This window comes from Bacillus pfraonensis (genome assembly GCF_050768835.1).
Lineage (GTDB): Bacteria > Bacillota > Bacilli > Bacillales > Bacillaceae_G > Bacillus_A > Bacillus_A pfraonensis.
The window spans coordinates 14,335-34,025 of record NZ_JAHCDO010000025.1; the positions used below are offsets into that span (position 1 = coordinate 14,335).

22 protein-coding genes and 1 other annotated feature (1 of these 23 running past the window's edge) are annotated in these 19,691 nt (G+C 35.2%); of the genes, 9 read left to right on the forward strand and 13 right to left on the reverse strand.

Features of this window, described 5'->3' with window-relative positions; genetic code table 11:
• Positions 1-70: a binding site (T-box leader), on the reverse strand (it extends 169 nt beyond the left edge of the window).
• A 306-nt stretch (positions 71-376) separates the two neighbouring features.
• Positions 377-1,843, forward strand: coding sequence for a sodium/proline symporter PutP (gene putP / locus KFD70_RS21545; RefSeq protein ID WP_336453981.1), 1,467 nt, complete (start codon positions 377-379; stop codon positions 1,841-1,843).
• A gap of 179 nt (positions 1,844-2,022) precedes the next feature.
• Positions 2,023-2,415, forward strand: coding sequence for an Ig-like domain-containing protein (locus tag KFD70_RS21550; protein ID WP_336453980.1), 393 nt, complete (start codon positions 2,023-2,025; stop codon positions 2,413-2,415).
• A gap of 77 nt (positions 2,416-2,492) precedes the next feature.
• Here KFD70_RS21550 and KFD70_RS21555 read toward each other — a convergent pair whose 3' ends face one another.
• From KFD70_RS21555 to KFD70_RS21570, 4 genes are all read right to left on the reverse strand, one after another.
• A complete protein-coding gene (locus tag KFD70_RS21555) occupies positions 2,493-2,909 on the reverse strand; it encodes a PH domain-containing protein (RefSeq protein ID WP_336453979.1) in 417 nt (138 codons plus the stop codon).
• 373 nt (positions 2,910-3,282) lie between these two features.
• A complete protein-coding gene (locus tag KFD70_RS21560; RefSeq protein ID WP_336453978.1) occupies positions 3,283-3,672 on the reverse strand; it encodes a cupredoxin domain-containing protein in 390 nt (129 codons plus the stop codon).
• Positions 3,673-3,847: 175 nt separating this feature from the next.
• A complete protein-coding gene (locus KFD70_RS21565) occupies positions 3,848-4,015 on the reverse strand; it encodes a hypothetical protein (RefSeq protein WP_336453977.1) in 168 nt (55 codons plus the stop codon).
• Between the two features lie 160 nt (positions 4,016-4,175).
• Positions 4,176-5,087, reverse strand: coding sequence for a DMT family transporter (locus KFD70_RS21570; protein WP_431613316.1), 912 nt, complete (start codon positions 5,085-5,087; stop codon positions 4,176-4,178).
• 323 nt (positions 5,088-5,410) lie between these two features.
• Between KFD70_RS21570 and KFD70_RS21575 the strand changes: the two genes are divergently transcribed.
• The 5 genes from KFD70_RS21575 to KFD70_RS21595 all read left to right on the forward strand — a co-directional run bounded on the left by KFD70_RS21575 (position 5,411) and on the right by KFD70_RS21595 (position 9,953).
• Entirely contained in the window at positions 5,411-6,142 is a 732-nt protein-coding gene (locus KFD70_RS21575) for an alpha/beta hydrolase (RefSeq protein ID WP_336453975.1), read from the forward strand.
• Between the two features lie 92 nt (positions 6,143-6,234).
• A complete protein-coding gene (locus KFD70_RS21580; RefSeq protein WP_336453974.1) occupies positions 6,235-6,753 on the forward strand; it encodes a YjcG family protein in 519 nt (172 codons plus the stop codon).
• A gap of 1 nt (position 6,754) precedes the next feature.
• On the forward strand, positions 6,755-7,177 hold the full coding sequence (locus tag KFD70_RS21585) for a GNAT family N-acetyltransferase (RefSeq protein ID WP_336453973.1): 423 nt from the start codon (positions 6,755-6,757) through the stop codon (positions 7,175-7,177).
• A 101-nt stretch (positions 7,178-7,278) separates the two neighbouring features.
• On the forward strand, positions 7,279-9,342 hold the full coding sequence (locus KFD70_RS21590) for an ATP-dependent helicase (protein WP_336453972.1): 2,064 nt from the start codon (positions 7,279-7,281) through the stop codon (positions 9,340-9,342).
• A gap of 143 nt (positions 9,343-9,485) precedes the next feature.
• Positions 9,486-9,953, forward strand: coding sequence for a CotY/CotZ family spore coat protein (locus tag KFD70_RS21595; protein ID WP_336453971.1), 468 nt, complete (start codon positions 9,486-9,488; stop codon positions 9,951-9,953).
• Between the two features lie 287 nt (positions 9,954-10,240).
• On the opposite strand, the gene KFD70_RS21600 is transcribed toward KFD70_RS21595, so the two are convergent.
• Together KFD70_RS21600 and KFD70_RS21605 are read right to left on the reverse strand one after the other, a co-directional pair.
• Positions 10,241-10,447 (reverse strand): cytochrome C oxidase subunit III, encoded by a 207-nt coding sequence (locus KFD70_RS21600; RefSeq protein ID WP_336453970.1) that lies wholly within the window; start codon positions 10,445-10,447, stop codon positions 10,241-10,243.
• 63 nt (positions 10,448-10,510) lie between these two features.
• A complete protein-coding gene (locus KFD70_RS21605) occupies positions 10,511-10,870 on the reverse strand; it encodes a DUF1360 domain-containing protein (RefSeq protein ID WP_336453969.1) in 360 nt (119 codons plus the stop codon).
• A gap of 127 nt (positions 10,871-10,997) precedes the next feature.
• Between KFD70_RS21605 and KFD70_RS21610 the strand changes: the two genes are divergently transcribed.
• Entirely contained in the window at positions 10,998-11,645 is a 648-nt protein-coding gene (locus KFD70_RS21610; RefSeq protein ID WP_431613317.1) for a CotY/CotZ family spore coat protein, read from the forward strand.
• Positions 11,646-11,712: 67 nt separating this feature from the next.
• On the opposite strand, the gene KFD70_RS21615 is transcribed toward KFD70_RS21610, so the two are convergent.
• A complete protein-coding gene (locus tag KFD70_RS21615; RefSeq protein WP_431613318.1) occupies positions 11,713-12,543 on the reverse strand; it encodes a CotO family spore coat protein in 831 nt (276 codons plus the stop codon).
• A gap of 504 nt (positions 12,544-13,047) precedes the next feature.
• Between KFD70_RS21615 and KFD70_RS21620 the strand changes: the two genes are divergently transcribed.
• On the forward strand, positions 13,048-13,707 hold the full coding sequence (locus KFD70_RS21620; RefSeq protein WP_336453966.1) for a hypothetical protein: 660 nt from the start codon (positions 13,048-13,050) through the stop codon (positions 13,705-13,707).
• A gap of 135 nt (positions 13,708-13,842) precedes the next feature.
• Here KFD70_RS21620 and KFD70_RS21625 read toward each other — a convergent pair whose 3' ends face one another.
• The 6 genes from KFD70_RS21625 to KFD70_RS21650 all read right to left on the reverse strand — a co-directional run bounded on the left by KFD70_RS21625 (position 13,843) and on the right by KFD70_RS21650 (position 19,117).
• A complete protein-coding gene (locus KFD70_RS21625; protein ID WP_431613319.1) occupies positions 13,843-14,922 on the reverse strand; it encodes a CgeB family protein in 1,080 nt (359 codons plus the stop codon).
• A 451-nt stretch (positions 14,923-15,373) separates the two neighbouring features.
• Positions 15,374-16,072, reverse strand: a complete 699-nt coding sequence (locus tag KFD70_RS21630) for a glycosyltransferase family protein (RefSeq protein WP_431613320.1) — start codon at positions 16,070-16,072, stop codon at positions 15,374-15,376.
• A 231-nt stretch (positions 16,073-16,303) separates the two neighbouring features.
• Complete coding sequence (locus KFD70_RS21635; protein ID WP_431613321.1) at positions 16,304-16,927, reverse strand: cephalosporin hydroxylase family protein; 624 nt, start codon at positions 16,925-16,927, stop codon at positions 16,304-16,306.
• 215 nt (positions 16,928-17,142) lie between these two features.
• The gene (locus KFD70_RS21640) at positions 17,143-17,895 is read right to left on the reverse strand and encodes a TylF/MycF family methyltransferase (protein ID WP_431613322.1); all 753 of its coding nucleotides are present in this window, start codon (positions 17,893-17,895) and stop codon (positions 17,143-17,145) included.
• 116 nt (positions 17,896-18,011) lie between these two features.
• The gene (locus tag KFD70_RS21645) at positions 18,012-18,251 is read right to left on the reverse strand and encodes a glycosyltransferase (RefSeq protein WP_431613323.1); all 240 of its coding nucleotides are present in this window, start codon (positions 18,249-18,251) and stop codon (positions 18,012-18,014) included.
• Between the two features lie 242 nt (positions 18,252-18,493).
• Complete coding sequence (locus KFD70_RS21650) at positions 18,494-19,117, reverse strand: CmcI family methyltransferase (protein WP_431613324.1); 624 nt, start codon at positions 19,115-19,117, stop codon at positions 18,494-18,496.
• Between the last annotated feature and the right edge of the window lie 574 nt (positions 19,118-19,691).

The following is a 19,691-nucleotide window of genomic DNA, read 5'->3' on the forward strand; positions in this document are numbered from 1 at the left end:
ACTGATTCGCACCAACCACCAGCTCTCTGACATGTTCAAAATATGTACTCTTCTTCATCAACGCTTGCATTTTTTTAAGTTGCACTCATTATAGTCCCTACTTTTTTCATAAGTCAATACTTTTTTAAAAATTTTATTTTTTTCTTCATTCAATATTATATTGACAAAACAACCTGTTTTTATGTAAATATAATAAATACTCTATTTAAATTAAGCTTTTTTGTCAGAAAATTATATATTCTAAAAATAAATCTATGTCAAAAAACGCTTACATTTCAGAAAATTCGTATTTGTATATGGATTTTCTGAAATAATCATGATAGATTATAAATATGCAAAATTCATCAAAAGATATTACAAAAGGAAGGGGAACTACATGAGTACGCAGATGTTAATTTTAATTTCTATCTCTATTTACATGCTCGGGATGTTAATTATCGGCTATTTTGCCTATAAACAAACATCCAACTTAACAGATTATATGCTTGGCGGGCGTACACTAGGCCCCGCAGTAACAGCATTAAGTGCTGGAGCAGCCGATATGAGCGGCTGGCTGTTAATGGGATTACCCGGTGCAATGTTTAGCGTTGGATTAAGTAGTAGCTGGATTGCGATTGGCCTAACACTTGGCGCATACGCAAACTGGATCTATGTCGCTCCTCGCTTACGTACCTACTCAGAAATTGCAAACAACTCTATTACTATTCCAGAATTTTTAGAGCATCGTTTCCATGATGCATCTCATATGCTACGTCTCGTTTCTGGACTTGTTATTATGATCTTTTTCACATTTTATGTAGCTTCAGGATTCGTTTCGGGTGCTGTATTATTTGAAAATTCATTTGGCATGAATTATCATGTTGGACTACTTATTGTTGGAGGCGTTGTTGTAGCTTACACATTATTCGGCGGCTTCTTAGCTGTAAGTTGGACAGACTTCGTTCAAGGTATCATCATGGTAGTTGCTCTTATCCTTGTTCCGGTCGTAACAATTATGAATGTAAACGGCCTTGGACCAGCATTTGATACAATTAAATCTATTGACCCAGCACTATTAGATATTTTTAAAGGTACATCCGTATTAGGTATTATTTCATTATTTGCATGGGGTCTTGGTTATGCTGGGCAACCTCATATTATCGTACGCTTTATGGCTATCTCATCTGTAAAAGAAATTAAAAGCGCACGTCGAATTGGTATGGGCTGGATGATTTTCTCTGTAGTAGGAGCTATGTTTACTGGCCTTATCGGTATCGCTTACTATTCAAAAGCGGGATTAAAGCTCTCTGACCCAGAAACAATTTTCGTTGAACTAGGTAACATTTTATTCCACCCATTAATTACTGGATTTTTATTAGCAGCTATTTTAGCGGCTATTATGAGTACAATCTCTTCTCAGCTTCTTGTTACTTCAAGTGCAGTAACGGAAGACATATATAGAACATTCTTTAAACGTTCTGCATCTGATCGTGAGCTTGTATTTGTTGGTCGTATGGCTGTTCTTGTTATCGCACTTATTGGTTGTGGATTAGCATTTAAACAAAATGACACAATCCTAGCGCTTGTTGGCTACGCTTGGGCTGGCTTCGGTTCTTCATTCGGCCCGGTCATTTTACTAAGCTTATACTGGAAACGTATGACAAAATGGGGCGCACTAGCTGGAATGATCGCTGGGGCTGTAACTGTTATTACGTGGACACAATTTAAGTTTTTAAAAGACTTTTTATACGAAATGATCCCAGGATTTGCTGCAAGCTTACTTGCAATTATTATCATTAGTTTATTAACAAAACCTTCAAAAGAGGTTGAAAAGCAGTTTGAGGAATTTGAAAAAACTGCGTAATATTTTTAAAATAAGGAACCTTCGCTTTCATCATAAAAGCGGGGGTTCCTTTCTTTTTATGTACCTTTCGACATTTTTCTCTTTGAAATTAACAATTTCTTTATGTTTCGTTAAATTTATCATAACACTACTTCGTTATAGTATTAGTATCAACACTTATACAGAAAGGAGACTTTAAAATGATGGCATCACTACAACACCAAAGCTCAAAAAAACTATCACTTATTACAAATGCTTCTTGTCCAAACATACAATCAAATTCACCTCACATTTCAATCGCTCCTTCTGTCGTATCTGTAATTGGTGTGCATATACAAAAAGACAAATTAAAAATAAAAGTAGGGAAAAGCGCTGAATTATCAGCCTCTGTTCTCCCAATTCAAGCAACAAATCAAGAACTCATTTGGACAAATATGAATCCTAACGTCATAACAATTCATACAGATCAAAACAAAGCAATCATAACTGGAAAGAACGCCGGACGAGCTGTCGTCATCGTCACTACTGCCGAAGGGAAATTTCGAGATTTATGTGTTGTTCATGTTCAACCTTTTATCACAAATCCGAAATAAAATTTCTTCCTTTGTTCAGTTTATGTATTTCCTTGCCTAATCAAAAAATAAGAGTGGCCCTTGAGAGACCACTCTTCTCACTCATTTATTAAATGGTTTTCCACTTCAATTTGTGGATGAATATTTTTTAAAACACAAACAAATTGTTGCTCATCTTTCGGTGAAACCAATTCTGTTTCAAATTGAGAACCGTAAAGGATTTCTAGTCTATCAAAAGATAGTGCAGGAGCCGCTAACGGGTTTTTAGTTTTTGAAATTTTTCTTATATCTTTGATTGAAATTCTTTTTTTCCTCGGTCCGTATCGAATGATAAGCTGTTCATCTTTTATTCTGTAACCCGTTGTGAACCAGCTCCAAATAAGAAGAACGGCAATAGGAATGGTGAAAAATAGAAGGAAATAATCCCTTCCTGCAAGAAATGGAGCAAAACAAGCAGCGACTCCCGCCAAATAAATTGGATATAACCACACATCTTTTTTTGATGGAAAGTACATATAAAGCCACCTCCACATCCATTATATACCAATTTATAAAAACTTTCGAAACCATATAAATCGATGCTATGAAAACAAAAGTGTAACATGATAAAGTTATTTCATTTTTGATGTGAAATACTTCACTTAAAAATATAACAATACATTTGTTTAAATCTAAGTGTTCTTGCACAATCGCGCCCGATTGTGCAAGATCTTAATTCCTATGTCTTATTGAACAAATCTACCTCTTTTCTTTACAAAAAGTAAGCATTTACGTTTTCATAAGAACTTCTGTTTGCTGAGGAAAGTTAGATGTTATAATGATGTCTGAGTAATAATAAGTAAGCTACCGTTGCTTATTAAACAAGCAAGGCCCGATTGGCCCTGCTTGTTATTTGACTATTACTTTTCCATCCATTCCTTTCTGGAAATGGTACCGACATATCAATTCATATGTACCGGGTTTTTTAGGGTTCACGGTAATGGTTTTTTCTTTTCCCGGCTGGACTTCGACGTCAATTCTGAGCTTTTCCACTGTGAAGGTGTGCTCTTTCTTACCTTGGTTCTTCAATATCAACGTTGTCGTTTTTCCAATCGGAATATTGATGACTCTCGGATTAAAGTAATCATCGTTCAACTCGACCTCAATCACTTTCTCTGACTCAATAGACTGTGTTACGACGCCGGATTCGGCAAATACACTGGGTGAGCCTGAAGTTGTCACACCCACAATCATCGCAAGCAAAACGACCAATCCAGTTAACCACTTTTTCACAGACATTCGCAATCCTTCCTTTCCTAAGCACTATTGTTTTCCAATTCATAAAATATTATCACTATAAATGTGGTTCCAACGTGCTTCAAATAGTAACTCTTTTATCTAAAACAGTGACAAAGAAAAAAATCGACTCTAATGGACGATCTTCTGGAATCCATTCTTCCTCAATTAATCTGCACTATTGGTTTAAGTGTAATACTTCCCATTCAAACAAAATATTTTCATCATCTTCAAATTGATTTTCCACAATCTGGCCCTTTAATGGAATAGCATGACTGACGTTTTTAAACATCTTGATTGTAAATGTAACAATTTTATTTGTACTCAACAAAAAGGAGATTTCCACTCGTTTTCTCTCTTTGATTCCACTTGACATGGGGCTAAAAAAGGCGCTGACCGCTTCTATACACGGACAGATCCTCTCTCCCACCCAAAAAGAAAGGTTTTTATATCGAAAAAAGCTGTTAGGATTCCCCCTAACAGCCTACTAATCATCTATAAACACACTACAGTTCTTGCGTACATGCTGCACTTTGAACTGGTTCTTTCTGCACACGTTTTTGCTGCTGCAACAAGAAAATAAACACACCGCATAATACGAGAACGCTGCCAATAACTTGCATACCATTCAGCTTTTCACCTAGTAAGAAGAATGCCAATATTGACGCTCCAACAGGCTCTCCTAAAATACTCATTGAAATTGTTGTCGCATTCACATAATTTAATAGCCAGTTATTAATCATATGTGAAGCAGTTGGTACAATCGCAAGCAAAATAAAAATCCACCAGTCCCATGTAGAATATCCTGTAAACGGCACACTCATGACTACGTTATAAATAGCGATAAATATTCCCGCAAACGCAAACACGGTAAAACTATAAATCCAGTGCGAAACTTTTTTTACAGTTGTTTGCCCAATGAATAAATAGCCAACAACTGCAATTACACTTAAAAAGGATAAGATATCTCCAATTACTGCCTGCTTACTTAACCCTAAATCTCCCCATCCAATACACATTACGCCAAGGATGGCAATCCCCATTGTGGCAATCGCTGAATAAGTCGTTCTTTCTTTAAACAGAAAAAAACCTCCAACTAACGATACAATTGGCTGGAGCGCTAAAATAATGGTGGAGCTAGCAACAGTTGTAAACTTTAAAGATGCAAACCATAAGAGAAAATGCAGTGCTAAAAAGAATCCTGATCCTATTAGAAAATACCAATCTCGCGTTTGAATTCTGCGAAACTCTTTACGTTTTTTCCAAACGATTGGAAGCATCAAGATTACAATAATCCATAACCGATACATACTTAAAATTGAAGATGGCGCTGAGGACATCTTTACAAAAACAGCTGCAAATGAAATGGCTATAATGGAAACTGCTAACGGTAGTGCAATTGATTTTTCTTGTTTCAAAGTTGTTTTACCCCTCTCCCTGTAAAAATCCCCACTTCATTATATATAAACCCAATTTAATCTTTCAACATATAAAGTGAAACTTTAATCAATAGTTTTTCCCCACCCCCACTGATTATTAGCCCCCACCACTCGGACGTTTACTGGCAGTTCTTCTCCTACCTAAAAAGAAAGATTTATAAATACTAATTTTTTAGATTCTTCCTACCATTATGGTAAAATATAAAATGAGAAGCACGGGTAGTAGATATGTCCGTTCATTTTTGCTATTTGCGCCACCCTCACAGAGCAACTAAAGCATATTTTTATTAGGGGGATCACACATGAATCAAGCAATCGGGAGAATCGAAGAACTTTCATTTTACAGTACATCGCTTCAAGAAGAGGTTACACTTCTCGTCTATTTACCAGTTAATTATACGCCGCTTCATAAGCACACAGTTGTCATTGCACAAGACGGAAGAGACTATTTTCAACTTGGTAAAGCGCACCGTGTAATTGAACGTCTTCGTGAAAATGAAGAAATTGACCGAACAATTATTGTCGGTATTCCATATAAAAATGTACATGATCGTAAAGAAAAATACTTTCCAAACGATGTGAAAAACAGCGCCTATATTCGTTTCCTTGCCCACGAACTCGTTCCATATATCGATGAAAATTATCCAACATACCAAATGGGCAAAGGTCGTGTATTAATCGGTGATTCTCTAGGCGGTACAGTGTCCTTTATGACAGCACTTATGTATCCGCATACATTTGGCAAAGTTGTTATGCAATCTCCATTTGTCGATGAAACCGTACTTAGCCTTGCAAAAGATTTTACAGAACCGCAAGCATTGGAAATTTATCATGTAATTGGGACAGAAGAAACTGCTGTAAAAAGAACGGATGGACAAGTTTCTGACTTTGTAGAGCCAAATCGTGAACTGCATGCATTACTTACAGAAAGAAAATTCATCACACATTACGAAGAATTTGAAGGAAATCATACGTGGAAATATTGGCAAACAGATTTACCAAAAGCATTCTCGTATATTCTATCAATGAAATAATAGGAAGCAGTATTCAGAATTCTTTGATATAATAAAAAAAGAGATTTATTTTCTCAAAATCTAACTAGACTTACAAAGGGAGGAATATAAAGATGAAACTAGGCATTGTAATTTTTCCATCAAAAATGATTCAAGATAAAGCGAACGGATTGCGTAAGCGTTATGATCCGCATTATGCATTAGTTCCACCACATATTACATTAAAAACACCCTTTGAGGCACCAGATGAACAATTAGAATCGATTGTACAAGAACTACATACAATCGCAAACAAAACAAATCCGTTTACCCTTCATGTTGGAAAGGTAAGCTCATTTGCACCTGTTAATAATGTTATTTATTTCAAAGTAGAAAAAACACCTGAACTTACATTCTTAAACGAAGAAATGCATAAAGGACTCTTCACACAAGAGCGTGAGTATGCTTTCGTACCACATTTAACAATTGGACAAAACTTATCAGATGCAGAGCATGCGGATGTATTAGGTCGCTTACGTATGAAAGACTTTTATTATGAACAACCAATCGACCGTTTCCACCTTCTATATCAATTAGAAAATGAAACATGGACAGTACATGAAACATTCCATCTTGGAAAGGGGAACAACTAATTTGCAAGCACAAATCGTACAAACAGACGAACAACTAAGAGATGCATTCTCTGTACGTAAACAAGTCTTTGTTGAAGAACAGCATGTGTCCGCTGAAGAAGAATACGATCAATTTGAAGAAATCTCCAAACACGTTGTTATATATGATGAGGATATTCCAGTCGGAGCAGGTCGCTTTCGCATCGTGGATGGCATTGGGAAAATGGAACGTATATGTGTTCTCGCTTCTCATCGCAAAAAGGGAGTCGGAAAAATCATTATGGACGCGCTCGAAGCATATGCAAAAGAAGAGTCGCTACCAAAATTGAAACTTCATGCGCAAACACATGCGGAATCCTTCTATAAAAAACTCGGATATGAAACTGTTTCTAATGTATTTATGGAGGCGGATATACCGCATGTTGTGATGATAAAAGAGTTATGATTTTCAAAACAGGAGGTAACCCCCTCCTGTTTTTTACATTGCTATTTTCTTTTTCTTCCGCTAAAGTTAAAAGTTGATGCTATAGTTTTGAAGGTGAATGTATGACTCAAGAAAAATTTTCGCAAAAATCATTAACACACGCTAGCGTTCCGCAGGCAACCTATCATATTCCGAAAACCTCTGTCAATTTAATTGTAGAGAAGGATAACGATGTCAATTATTTTCGTGCTTTAGAGCGGCAAGGCGTTTATTTAAATGAAAAACAATTAGAAGCAGTGCGAACAACAGAAGGTCCCGTTCTTACACTAGCCGGAGCTGGTAGCGGAAAAACATCTGTTTTAACAACGCGTGTTGGCTATTTAATCAATGTAAAAAATGTTCATCCACGCAATATTTTACTGCTTACGTTTACACAAAAAGCTGCTGAAGAAATTCGAAGCCGCGTAGCAAGCTTACCTGGTATGAACCGCGTGGCAAGCCAATATGTTGTCGCAGGCACATTCCATTCTGTCTTTTTAAAATTACTTCGTAGCCAAGGATACAACCAGCAGATTTTAGCAAATGAAAAACATAAACAAATTATGATAAAGAAAATCTTGAAAGAATTGCGTTTAAAAGACGATTACGATGCAGAAACAATGCTCGCCATGATTTCGCTCGAAAAAAACAAATTAAATCGACCAAAAGATGTACAAGCAAAAACACCCATTGAACAAGAGTTCCGCGAAGTATATGAACGCTATGAAGATGTAAAAAAAAGATATGGGTATATAGACTTTGATGATATCTTACTAGAAACATTCTACATGCTTGAAAATAACGCACCTTTATTAACGCAATTACAAAATAGGTTCCACTACATTGAAGTCGATGAATTTCAAGATACGTCTTATGCACAATATGAGATTGTAAAACTGTTAGCTTCGCCGCGAAATAATTTATTTATCGCGGGCGATGACGATCAAGCAATCTATGGCTGGCGCGGCGCAAGCCATCAAATTATCTTATCATTCCCAAAAGAGTTTGAAGATACAACCATAATTGCTTTAAATACAAATTATCGTTCGAATCCATTTATCGTTGGACTTGGAAATGAAGTCATTAAACTGAATCAAGAACGTTTTAAAAAAGAATTATATTCTGTTCATGAAGAAGGAGTGCAGCCATTTTACGCACGGCCTGCAACTACTCTTGATGAGGCAAATCAAATCCTGCAACTCATTCAAGATAAAGTAGCGAGCGGCGAACGATCATACAAAGACTTTTGCTTATTATACCGTACACATTCTGTCAGCCGTTCTTTACTTGACCAACTGACGATTCATAAAGTTCCATTTATTAAACACGGCGCAAGTCAATCGTTCTATGAACATTCTTTAATTAAACCCGTACTCGATCATCTGCGCCTCGCATATGAACCGTTTCGAATCGAATCGCTCTCAAGCATATTACCAACCATGTATATTGGCCGCGATGAATGCATTTCATTTATTGAACGTGAACAGTGGAAATACGGCGAAGGAAGATTCCCTTCCCTCCTGCATTTTTTATTGCTCAACCCAAGTTTAAAACCATTTCAAGTCAAAAAAATAAACGACCGGATTGACTTCATTAAATTTATTAAAGAATTGGAACCAAAGAAAGCATTAAAAGAAATTATTAAGGGTAAAGGTAAATACTTAGAATACTTACAAAGTAATGATCGTTCTTCCTTTACGATGCATAAAGATATACAAGAAGAAATGCTCGAAGAACTTATGGAATCAGCAACTCGATTTACTGATATCCCTGCTTATTTAGAATTTGTTAGTACGGCGATTCAAAGCCAAAAAGAAATGGAAGCATTAAAAACAATGCAAGAGAAAGATGCTGTTTCCCTTATGTCTATCCATAATGCAAAGGGCCTTGAGTTTCCATGTGTCTTTTTACTCGGAGCAAGTGATGGCATACTGCCTCATTCTTCTTCTTTAAAAGATGCAAATGACCGTGTGACAGATACTTCTGAAGCATTAGAAGAGGAAAGACGGTTAATGTATGTCGCCATCACACGCGCAAAAGAAGAACTGTATATTTCCTCCCCGCAATTTTTTAGAGGAAAAAAATTAGATATATCGAGATTTTTATATATTGCTCGAAAAGATTTGCCGAAGAAGTCAGCGCCTTAACATCATATGGCGCTGTTTTTTTGTATCTTTCCCAAACAATACCGGGGCCCAGCTAAAAGAAATCAGCTTTGTCTCTCGTAATATCGACTCTTCTCGACTCATATTCTATATAGAATAAACTTAAAAAGTAAGGAGTGAATCATATGGGCTGTAACTGTAACAATACACATAATTCAGATTATGATGCAGGTTGTGTATGTAACGTTGTTTCATTTATACATGAATTACAAGAATGTGCATCAACTACTCCTTCCTTATATTATGACATTCCCTTCCTCGATCCCCATTATGAGGCAAAAACCGCAAACACACGCCCTTTCGTTTTGTTCACAAAATCCGGAAATCCTTTCGAAGCATATGTACCTAGTATAACTACAAACTGTAAATCAGCCATTTTTCGCGTCGAAAATATAGACGACTCTTGCTACGCTGTACTTCAACCATTGATTGTTGTCACAAATCGGGGAGAAGACGCTAATTTAAACCCTATTTGTACATATTTAACTAGACCAGATGCTGTATTACATGCAACCTCTTCTTACATCACTCTTGATTTAACTTGTTTCTGCGGTATTCAATGTTTACGTGATGTATATATTCCAAACTGCTGATTGAGATTTCCTACTCTCTAATCACTCACAATCTTCCACGGACACATGTTCCAAATATTTAAGATTTAAGTACAAATCTCTTCTCCATGAATATCCTATAAAAACAACATTACAAATGTCCCTTAGCGTTTAAAATGTTGTTAACACTCTTTTCAACTTCATCTCCTTCACTCATTCTCTTCCAACTACATCACATCATATGTGAAGAATAAAAAATTTTGCTAGTACAGTTATCATTAACTAGCTGTGCACAAAACAAAAACACTCACGATAACATGAGTGTTTACTTAACCTTGACCTTGCTGATCTGACAAGATTTGTTTCTTTCCGCTACAATTACAGTTTTTCTTTTTCACATATCCTTGTTGTTCTAATAGCTGATGCTGCTGCAGTTGTTGTTGTGCTTGTTGATTCTTCATCTGTTGCTGCACTTGATACCAATATTGAAGGTTATTATTCGGATTCGGTTGCTGATAATTTGTCATCGCAAACATCTCCTCTATTTTTTACGCTCGATTTACTATATGAACAATCCCTCTGTTTCGTTCCCTTATTTCTTATTCTTCTATCAATCGACTAACAATCGTCTCAATAATTGCTGCGACACCCGCAACCGCTAATAATAATATAATCGGCTCCATTACTTTTGGAATCCACTTATGACATAACAATAAAAATGCACTCGCCCATATCCCTGTACACCAATAACAACTTAACAATTCCCCTATCCATTTTCTCAATCCTGTTCCTTTAATTTTCATATAGGTAGAAATATTTCCATCAGGTTCTGTAATTTGTACCTCTTCAATAAAAGGTGCCCGTAAAAATGATGTAATTTTATCAAATACAATAAGCCGCGTTAACCGGAAGGCAGCACATGCAAAAATAAAGAACACAAGCCAACTTGTAAATAACATTTCCCTCTCCTACCTTTTCATTACTTCTACCCAGATAAAAAAAACTCTGTAAGAGGAGTAACCGATTTACCCCCTCTTCAATATTCTATTAATGTAAATCAAAACTTAATGATAAGGAGTGTATAGAATGAGTTGCCATGATGACAAAAAGCACTGTTCCGATGTCAATTGTGTATGCGACGTCGTGAATTTTATCAACGAACTACAAGACGTACAACTTGATAGTTGCCCGACTGGTTGCGAAAATCCGATTCTAGGTGCAAACTGTGGTGGTACTTCTCCAATCGCTAATACCCGACCTTTCGCAATATTTGATAAAAAAGGAGGCATTTTCTTACCAGCAGGCTGCTTTAACGTTATTAATACAGCGTCTGTAAATGCTGATGCTTTTGAGTTGCCTATTCCTATTCCATCTCCATTTTTACGCGTTGAAAGTGTAGATGGCGATTGTTGTGCGGTTCTTAGAGTATTAATACCAGATGTATCCAATCTTACCGCTGCTGCTTTAGATGATCTCGTTAGAGAATTATCACTATTCTTACCAGTGGCAGGGCTTCCATCAACACAGGCTGATTTCCAAGCAATCGCAAGAGCTTTAATTTGTAAATATCAAAACGGTATTACTTTCCGAGATACTGGAGGAGGTTCAGGAGTTGCTCCTAGACTTACAACAGAATTCTTTGGTCTAGCATCTACTAACTTCTGTATTACAGTTGACTTACGATGCTTCTGTGCAATTCAATGTTTCCGTGACACTTTCGTTAGTAGAGTGTAACTTTATTGTAAACCCCAAAAACTATGAGGTGGCAGAGTGTCTGTCACCTTTCTATATTTATTTGTTTCTATAAACCCATCATTTTAATGTGAACGATATCTTCGAATTTAACTTTAATTTCTTTTGTTTTCTCCATCATTTTGATTGCTACATATCCTTCTTCATAAGAAAGTACGTATCCAGTTAAATTTTCTTTTACTGTTTTAATTTGACATTTCACTTTCGGAATATACTTAGGTTTTTGTATTAAAAAATAGAGTTTTTCTTCATTATTCATATCTTTAAAGGACTTTCTTTTTCGTACTCCTCTAGGTGAGTTTATTTCCTTACCTTTTCCCTCATTCAACGCTGCCCTTTCAAATTCTTTATTCTCTTTTGCAGCTATTACCTCTGTTTCTGGTGAATTCTCCTCCCCTTGCAGTTCTTGAGTAATTTCCGCTTCTTCCTTTATGTTTATTGCCTCTTCCTTTACTTCTTCAATGACTTTAGCCTTTGCTTTCACATTCGCTTCTTCCTTTATGTTTATTGCCTCTTCCTTTACTTCTTCAATGACTTCAGCTTCTGCTTTCACATCCGCTTCTTCCTTTATGTTTATTGCCTCTTCCTTTACTTCTTCAATGACTTTAGCCTTTGCTTTCACATCCACTTCTTCCTTTATCTTTAGTGCCTCTTGCTTTACTTTTTCAATAACTTCATCCTCTGCTTTCACATCCGATTCTTTCTTTATATTTATTCTTTCTTCCTTAGTGTCTATTTCCTCTTCCCGTTCAGATTCCACTTGTTTTTCCGGCTTTATAACAAATGTCTTTTGCATATTCAATTTAGCCTCATCAAATGTAGGTTGTGAAATATATATGATCGACCGCTTATCTTTTTTTTTGCTTGGTTTCCGCTTCAAATCCTTTCCCTCCTGTTCTTACAAACTCTTACTGTTAGATGTATATTCAGCGGGTACGGAAATTTGCGTTCTTTTTTTGTATACAGACATAATATACAGTTTCATATACCTTCTAAAATATAGATTATTTATGAACTCACCTATCATATTTTCTAATGTTATAAACCTTAAAATATAACACTTTGCTACACTATTATCATTGAAATAACGACTCTTCTCCTCTAATATTATCGTAATTATATAATAAACAGAAAAAAAGATAACATTTTAATACAGTGAAACTTTCATTCCTACTAATGGTCAGTCCGACCAGTCGGCCTTTTACCGATAGTTATTACTCACAAATAGTTGAATAAATTATCTTTGTCATTTGGAGTTCGAATTTTCAGATTAAAACACATTAGACATCTCCACTATTCACAAAAAAATAGGAATTTGTCCATTTCAACTTTATACCTACTTGCATTAAATATAATGTACTCTAAAAGAAAAGAAGGTGAATATATGTTTAATCATTGTGGATCAAATCATCATGCTTTCCGGTCTCCGGATGCTGTTTCATGTCCTACTCCGGGACCTATCACTGTTCCTTTCCCTAGTCGTGCTGGTGAAGATGGTGCTTTTGCAGTTCAGGACGGTGGTACGTTTCAAACTATTGCGTTAGTAGACGTGGCAGGCCTAATACTACTAGGAGGAACTAACAGAGCTCCAATCGCTTTTGATAGATTCTTACCTCCTCTTCCAACCACAATTCCTGTAACAGCAGCAACTCCTGTTCCTCCAGGTTTCGCAGGATCCATCACACTCCCAGCAAATCCTTTTACTGGTGTAGGAGTAACTACATCTGGTCTATTCGATATCACTGCTGGACTTTCATTGATTGGCGCTGTTGCGGGTATACTTGGCGGCGGCCTCATTGCCCAAATAGTGAGATTCCCAGGCGGAATTGGCACTAATACGCCACAGCCTATTGCTACAATCCCTCTAGCAACGACAGCAACTATTCCAGGTGTCGTTGCCCTTCCATTACTAAGAGGAACAATCCGTGTTCCTGATGTGCCATTAAACGCTGGTGACGTAGTTCAAATTCAACTTATCCAATCTACTGGTCTTGTTGCTGCTTCGGTGGTAGCTGTCACTTACGCTTTCTTAGAGATTGAATAACATTCACTCTCTAAAAAAATAGCAATGTATAGAGAATCTTCTATACATTGCTTTCTTTTTATTCTAAAATTCAACAATAAAAAGCCTCATGGATGTTCTTATCTATAATACTTCTTTATATAATCATACATACTACTATTCTTCTTCCCGATCTTTTTCAGGAAAAACTATGCCAAGTAAATCTAAGATTCTATGTGAAAAAGTATGTTCATTTTGAACTCTGTTTAAAGCCCTTGCCGCTATCATTTTTCTTTCTTCTTCATTACTTAAATAATATTCTATCTTTTGTATACACTCCTGAGGTGTACAATATGTTTCAATATCATAGCCAGGTTGATAAAACTTACTTAAATCTGAACGAATATCAGTTAATTGAAACGCCCCACAAGCAGATACTTCGAATGTTCGAGGATTAAGAGATAAGGCTTCTATCCTTTCGCGATTCTTATTAATAGTTGGGTCATCGTGCGAACGATGTATGTTGAGCACAATTTTTGCCCCATTGTAATAGCTTGCGGTTTCTTCAGGAGACAGCCAATGATTTGCATTGATTCTTTGCTGCAGCAAATGATAATTCTGTAAACTGTTCCATCCGACGCCAGAAATTAGCGTATTTTTACTTGCCAAATAGCCTGCAATTTCATCAAAAAATGTTACACGATTTGAAAATGCAACCCCGATAAACAAAATATCTGTTTTATATTTCTCATCAATATCTTTCGGATGAAATACGTTAGTGTCTGCAGCAAGAGGTAAATGATGAACATTTTGACAACCTATCGATTTATAAAAAGAAATACAATTGATTTCTTGTGTAAAAACAAAATCATAATTAAGCGCGATTTTTTTACTTTGATCTATCACATAGGGATCATCCGTCATCCAGACAGCTGTTTTTATACCAACGTTCTTTAGCATTTCTACTTGATAAAAAGGCAACTTAAATCCACTAAAAACAAGTATAAGATCTGGTTTTATTTTTTGTGCCACTCGCACTAAATCCTGCTTTGGTGATACTACATGTAATTCCCTAACAGCCTTTTTTAGACTATCGATAATCCCTCTTTCTAATGGCCAATATGGGACATCATATTCAGAAGATACAAATATGATGATAAGATCTTTAAATTTATTTTGTGAAATTGCATTGAAATTACTTTGAGAAGAATTTAGAGGATGATCATAAGAATTCCCATATCCATAATCTTCTTTCATGATATTTCAATACGCTCCTTCCTTGGGGCATAATTATGATAAAAACAAATATTTTTATTTGAAACTAATACAATAATCTCAGTTGCAAACCCCTATATTTTCTATTATCGAATACCTTTATTACAGTCACTGGGGCATAAAGAAAAACATTCTAATTATCAGATATGATTTTAATTACATATAAATACTACATAACTTTCTCTCACGAAATACCCCTTGATATCTCAAAGTTTTCCCCTATAAAAATAAGGTAGAATAATTACTATTCTACCTATTTGCAAAAAATAATTTATATTTATTAATCTAAAAATGAATTGTTTTGTATTACAAGCTTTCTTCTATGAATCATTTATATCTCAATAATTTAGAAAACCCGTATTCCTCTTAAACCATATTCCCTGTTCATAAATACCGTTAGAAATATCTTCATTGCAGCAGCCCGTTCACCAAACTATACATTCCAAAATAAACGCCACTGATTATTCCTAATATCCGTATCATAATATTGAAGAAAGATGTTTCTATTTTCCTCATAGCCTTCCAAACTTATAATACCACTATCATGAAGACACCAAGGACGTGTTTGTTTAACGACGCCTACTTCATATCCCGCTTTAACAAACTCTAAACTTTGGGAAATATCATAAAAATGCCATCCTTGAAATACATCTTCTCTCCATAAGAGATCGTACTGAGTAAACATAATGAAACCATCGACAGCTAACACTCTTTCATATTCATTCTTTACATTATAAAACCATATCAGCTCCATTGCACCCTTGGTAGGGGCGTGATATAACCCTCCATATGTTAATCTACGTGGCCACACACCAGAAATACCTGGTATCCCTTTCGCCCCTAATACTCCGGCCGCTCCTAATTTTGGTTTTTTTTCAAATAATGTAATGATATCGTATAGAAAGTCTTTATTTAAAATATAAGTATCCTGATGAATGTAAACCTTATACTTTGCATCACTTTTTTTCATTGCCTCATTATATCCAGATGTAAGGCTAACTGCATTTTCAATAGCTATTGTTTCTATCTCATAGCCATTAGGAATCTTAAGGGATTGAATATACCGTAAAGCCGTATTGTACTCATCATAATTATTCACACAAGATATGAAACACACTTTTTTATTATTCATTAATTTTTCCCCTATTAGTCTAAAAATTATAGTTACTTTTTCTTCTTCATATTTTTAAGTCCTCCTCTTTAAAATATGCATTAACTTCCTTTCGGTTGATTAAAAACATGTGATTTCCATATAAGTTTATATACATCTTTTTACTCTCGTGTAAATAAAAGTCCTTACTCCGCAACAAAAAACTGATTTTTCAAAAACTAATTCCAAACAGTTTTTAAGATACGACATTCCTCACCTTATCTTGTATAAAAATCCTTTAGGGTGAAAGGTTACAAAGAATTTATGCTTACTTTCATCTATGACAAACTCATTATTCTCCCTCAAAAATTCCTCTAGTGCTTCCATTGGTCCTGGTCCCCAATGCGGTAATACAGGATGACCATTTATATTTGTATCCTCTACAACTAAATAACTTCCTGTTGTAACGAATTTGCTATATAGTCTTAATTCATCAAGCACATGATTTTTGCTGTGATCCGAGTCTAACACTGCCATTACTACGTTTCCAGGATTAATCATACTTTGGACTTTTTCTATCGCTTCAGGGGATGTTGAAGATGCTTGCAAATAAGTTAATCGTGGATGAATAGGCAGATTAGGTTGAGGTGCTATATCAATGGAAATAATTTTCCCTTTTTGAATTAAGTCCAGCATTGATGAAAAAAATAACGCACTTCCTCCACTGTGTGTCCCACATTCAATAATAAGGTCAGGCTTAATTCCATAAATTATTTCCTGATATAAAAATAAATCTGAAGGCAATTTTTGAATCGGAACCCCTAACCATTTTGTGCTATGGTTCCATACTAGGCTATTATAGTAATGCCTATGAAACGCCTCAATGAAATTCCCCATATAGAACACCACTCTTCTATTTTTTTAGACACACAAATATATATAGTATATTAACATGGTATGCTTAATAAAAAAGTTATGAATTAATTTATTCTAGGGGACAAAGTGGATAAGCTAAAAAATCATTATATGATAACGAATAATATCATATGCTTAATATTTGAGTAAGAAGCCGGTACAATAAAATTTATAACCCATGAGAAATTTTTATTTAATTAGTCTTTTTGTTTCCGCCAATATACCGCGTGATTGTCAATTCGAATAAGCGGCTCTTTAATATTACGTTCTCTACGAAAATCCGTAACTGCTGGTTCACAGGTAAGCAATATATAATCATCAATGATAATAAAGCCACCCTTTGATACCTTATCATATAAATTTATCAAGCTATCCATTGTCGATTCATAAAGGTCACCATCAAGTCGTAAAATTGCTAATTTTTCAATTGGAGCAGCGGGTAAAGTATCCTTAAACCATCCCTTTAGAAACTTAACATTTTCATCAAGCAAGTCATATTTTCGAAAATTATTCTGCACTTCCTCCAAGGATACACGTAAGTAATCAACTGTATATAAAACGTCTCCTTTATCCTTTGGATAATTTATTGTATTTGGAGCTGGTAACCCCTGAAATGAGTCCGCCAACCATACCTTTCGGTCTTCAATTCCATAAGCCTTTAAAAAACCTCGCATAAACATACAGGCGCCTCCTCTCCACACACCTGTTTCAATGAAATCCCCCTCTATATTTTCTTTTAAAACAGTTTCCATACACATCTGTAAATTATCCATACGCATACGACCAATCATACTGTGTGCAAATTTCGGCCAGATTTCTCCCATTCTCTTTTTTTCAGGATCTGCCCCTCCCCCAATCATAAGATCTTGTTCATGTTCTTGCCAAATTTCAAACAAGATTACCTTCTTTAACAGTTCAATATACATTTCTCTTCCTTGCTCTGTATGCATAATATCCTCTCCTTCATTTGACATTCTATATAGAATTATGTTTATTCCTATAATAACGGGGTATTCAAATCCTTAACTTTTAAGACTGTTTAACAAGTAGCTTCTTCTAACATTCATCATTCCATTAATATAGTTAAACATATTGAATCTTTGTAAAGACTATTACAGGATTCATTGCAACATTCTAAATTCCACCAAATTTCAAGCCAGAGCTTGTATCCTTCATTTTGTATAATGTAATTTTCAATAAAAATGTTTGTATTCTTTTCATAGCAATTCATTTTTATGGCGCCAATAGCATGAAAACACCAAGGACTTTTTTGTTTAGGAACACCCACTTTATATCCAACTTTCACAAATTCTAAACTAGGGATATGACTACAAACGCATGGATGTTTTTATCTAATTCATTTTTCATGTTTAAAGAAGAATAGAGGATGATTCGCAATATTCCCCTATTCCTCTTCTCAAAAATTATAGATTTTTTATACATATAAGCGCCTCAATTTACTTTTAACAACTTACTTCGAGAAAAATTCTAGCTAGTTTGTAAGATGAAATTTTTATTGTTAGCAGCTACATACTTCTACTGTATTTCTCATCTTATCTTGTATAAAAATCCTTTAGGATGAAAGGTTACAAAGAACTTATGTTTACTTTCATCTATGACAAAATCATTATTTTCTTTCAAAAATTCTGTTACTGCTTCCATTGGCCCGGGTCCCCAATCTGGTAGTACAGGATGACCGTTTATATTCGTATCCTCTACAACTAAATAGCTTCCTGTTGTAACGAATTTATTATATAATCTCAATTCATTAAGCACATGATCTTTGCTGTGATCGGAGTCTAACACTGCTATTACTACATCTCCAGGTTTAATCATGCTTTGTACTTTTTCTATCGCTTCAGGAGATGTTGAGGATGCTTGCAAATAAGTTAGTCGCGGATGAGTGGGAAGATTGGGCTGAGGTGCTATATCAATGGAAAGAACTTTCCCCTTGTCAATTAAATCCAACATTGATGAAAAAAACAATGCACTTCCTCCATTATATGTTCCACATTCAATAATAAAATCGGGCTTAATTCCATAAATCATTTCCTGATATAAAAATAAATCTAAAGGACATTTTGCAACAGGAACTCCTAACCATTGTGTACTTGTGAGCCATACTAAGCTATCATAGTAATGTTTATGAAACGCTTCAATAAAATTCCCCATATAGAACACCTCTTTCCCGTTTTCCCTCTTTTATTCTATAAAAACGTATAGACCCAAGAACATAATATGCTTCAAAGTAAAAATTATGAGTTATTTATCCTAAAGAGCCAAACACTATTCTTTTAATTTCAAATCTATTTAGTCCCCCTAATGAATTGAAATACCTCTACTGAGAGTGATTTTATACTTAAGGTAGTCAACTATGATACAAAGGTGAAAGCACAAAACTATTAGTACACGAAGCAATTGAACTAGGCAATAAAACTGTGATGCCGAGGCGACACGAACTCAGCCCAAATCTGATAAGTAAATGGTTGAAAAATTCTCAGGAGGATGGGTGCCTAAATGTTTCAGGGATTTAGGTAACAATTTCTTCTTCGAAATCAAACAACTGGAGGCAGGAAACGACTAGCGTAGTCAAAACCTACTTTGGTTCCCCCACTAAGTTATAGTTTTTCACTATAGACTTCTCTGATTAACGTTATAATATTTCGATCTTTTTTCATCCGTTCTTTAATTACAGCTGTTAAGAAACACAATTGGTTCTACTAAAAAAGAAAATGAAATTCATAAT

Excerpts from the sequence above, each read along its gene's own strand:
- KFD70_RS21605 (WP_336453969.1), bottom strand. The coding sequence starts at position 10,870 with ATGTTATTTACAAGTTGGCTTGTGTTCTTTATTTTTGCATGTGCTGCC.
- KFD70_RS21600 (WP_336453970.1), bottom strand. The coding sequence starts at position 10,447 with ATGTTTGCGATGACAAATTATCAGCAACCGAATCCGAATAATAACCTT.
- KFD70_RS21575 (WP_336453975.1), top strand. The coding sequence starts at position 5,411 with ATGAATCAAGCAATCGGGAGAATCGAAGAACTTTCATTTTACAGTACA.
- KFD70_RS21630 (WP_431613320.1), bottom strand. The coding sequence starts at position 16,072 with ATGAATAATAAAAAAGTGTGTTTCATATCTTGTGTGAATAATTATGAT.
- KFD70_RS21590 (WP_336453972.1), top strand. The coding sequence starts at position 7,279 with ATGACTCAAGAAAAATTTTCGCAAAAATCATTAACACACGCTAGCGTT.
- KFD70_RS21595 (WP_336453971.1), top strand. The coding sequence starts at position 9,486 with ATGGGCTGTAACTGTAACAATACACATAATTCAGATTATGATGCAGGT.
- KFD70_RS21625 (WP_431613319.1), bottom strand. The coding sequence starts at position 14,922 with ATGAAAGAAGATTATGGATATGGGAATTCTTATGATCATCCTCTAAAT.
- KFD70_RS21620 (WP_336453966.1), top strand. The coding sequence starts at position 13,048 with ATGTTTAATCATTGTGGATCAAATCATCATGCTTTCCGGTCTCCGGAT.
- KFD70_RS21580 (WP_336453974.1), top strand. The coding sequence starts at position 6,235 with ATGAAACTAGGCATTGTAATTTTTCCATCAAAAATGATTCAAGATAAA.
- KFD70_RS21635 (WP_431613321.1), bottom strand. The coding sequence starts at position 16,927 with ATGGGGAATTTCATTGAGGCGTTTCATAGGCATTACTATAATAGCCTA.
- KFD70_RS21550 (WP_336453980.1), top strand. The coding sequence starts at position 2,023 with ATGATGGCATCACTACAACACCAAAGCTCAAAAAAACTATCACTTATT.
- KFD70_RS21610 (WP_431613317.1), top strand. The coding sequence starts at position 10,998 with ATGAGTTGCCATGATGACAAAAAGCACTGTTCCGATGTCAATTGTGTA.
- KFD70_RS21650 (WP_431613324.1), bottom strand. The coding sequence starts at position 19,117 with ATGGGGAATTTTATTGAAGCGTTTCATAAACATTACTATGATAGCTTA.
- putP (WP_336453981.1), top strand. The coding sequence starts at position 377 with ATGAGTACGCAGATGTTAATTTTAATTTCTATCTCTATTTACATGCTC.
- KFD70_RS21560 (WP_336453978.1), bottom strand. The coding sequence starts at position 3,672 with ATGTCTGTGAAAAAGTGGTTAACTGGATTGGTCGTTTTGCTTGCGATG.
- KFD70_RS21555 (WP_336453979.1), bottom strand. The coding sequence starts at position 2,909 with ATGTACTTTCCATCAAAAAAAGATGTGTGGTTATATCCAATTTATTTG.
- KFD70_RS21640 (WP_431613322.1), bottom strand. The coding sequence starts at position 17,895 with ATGCATACAGAGCAAGGAAGAGAAATGTATATTGAACTGTTAAAGAAG.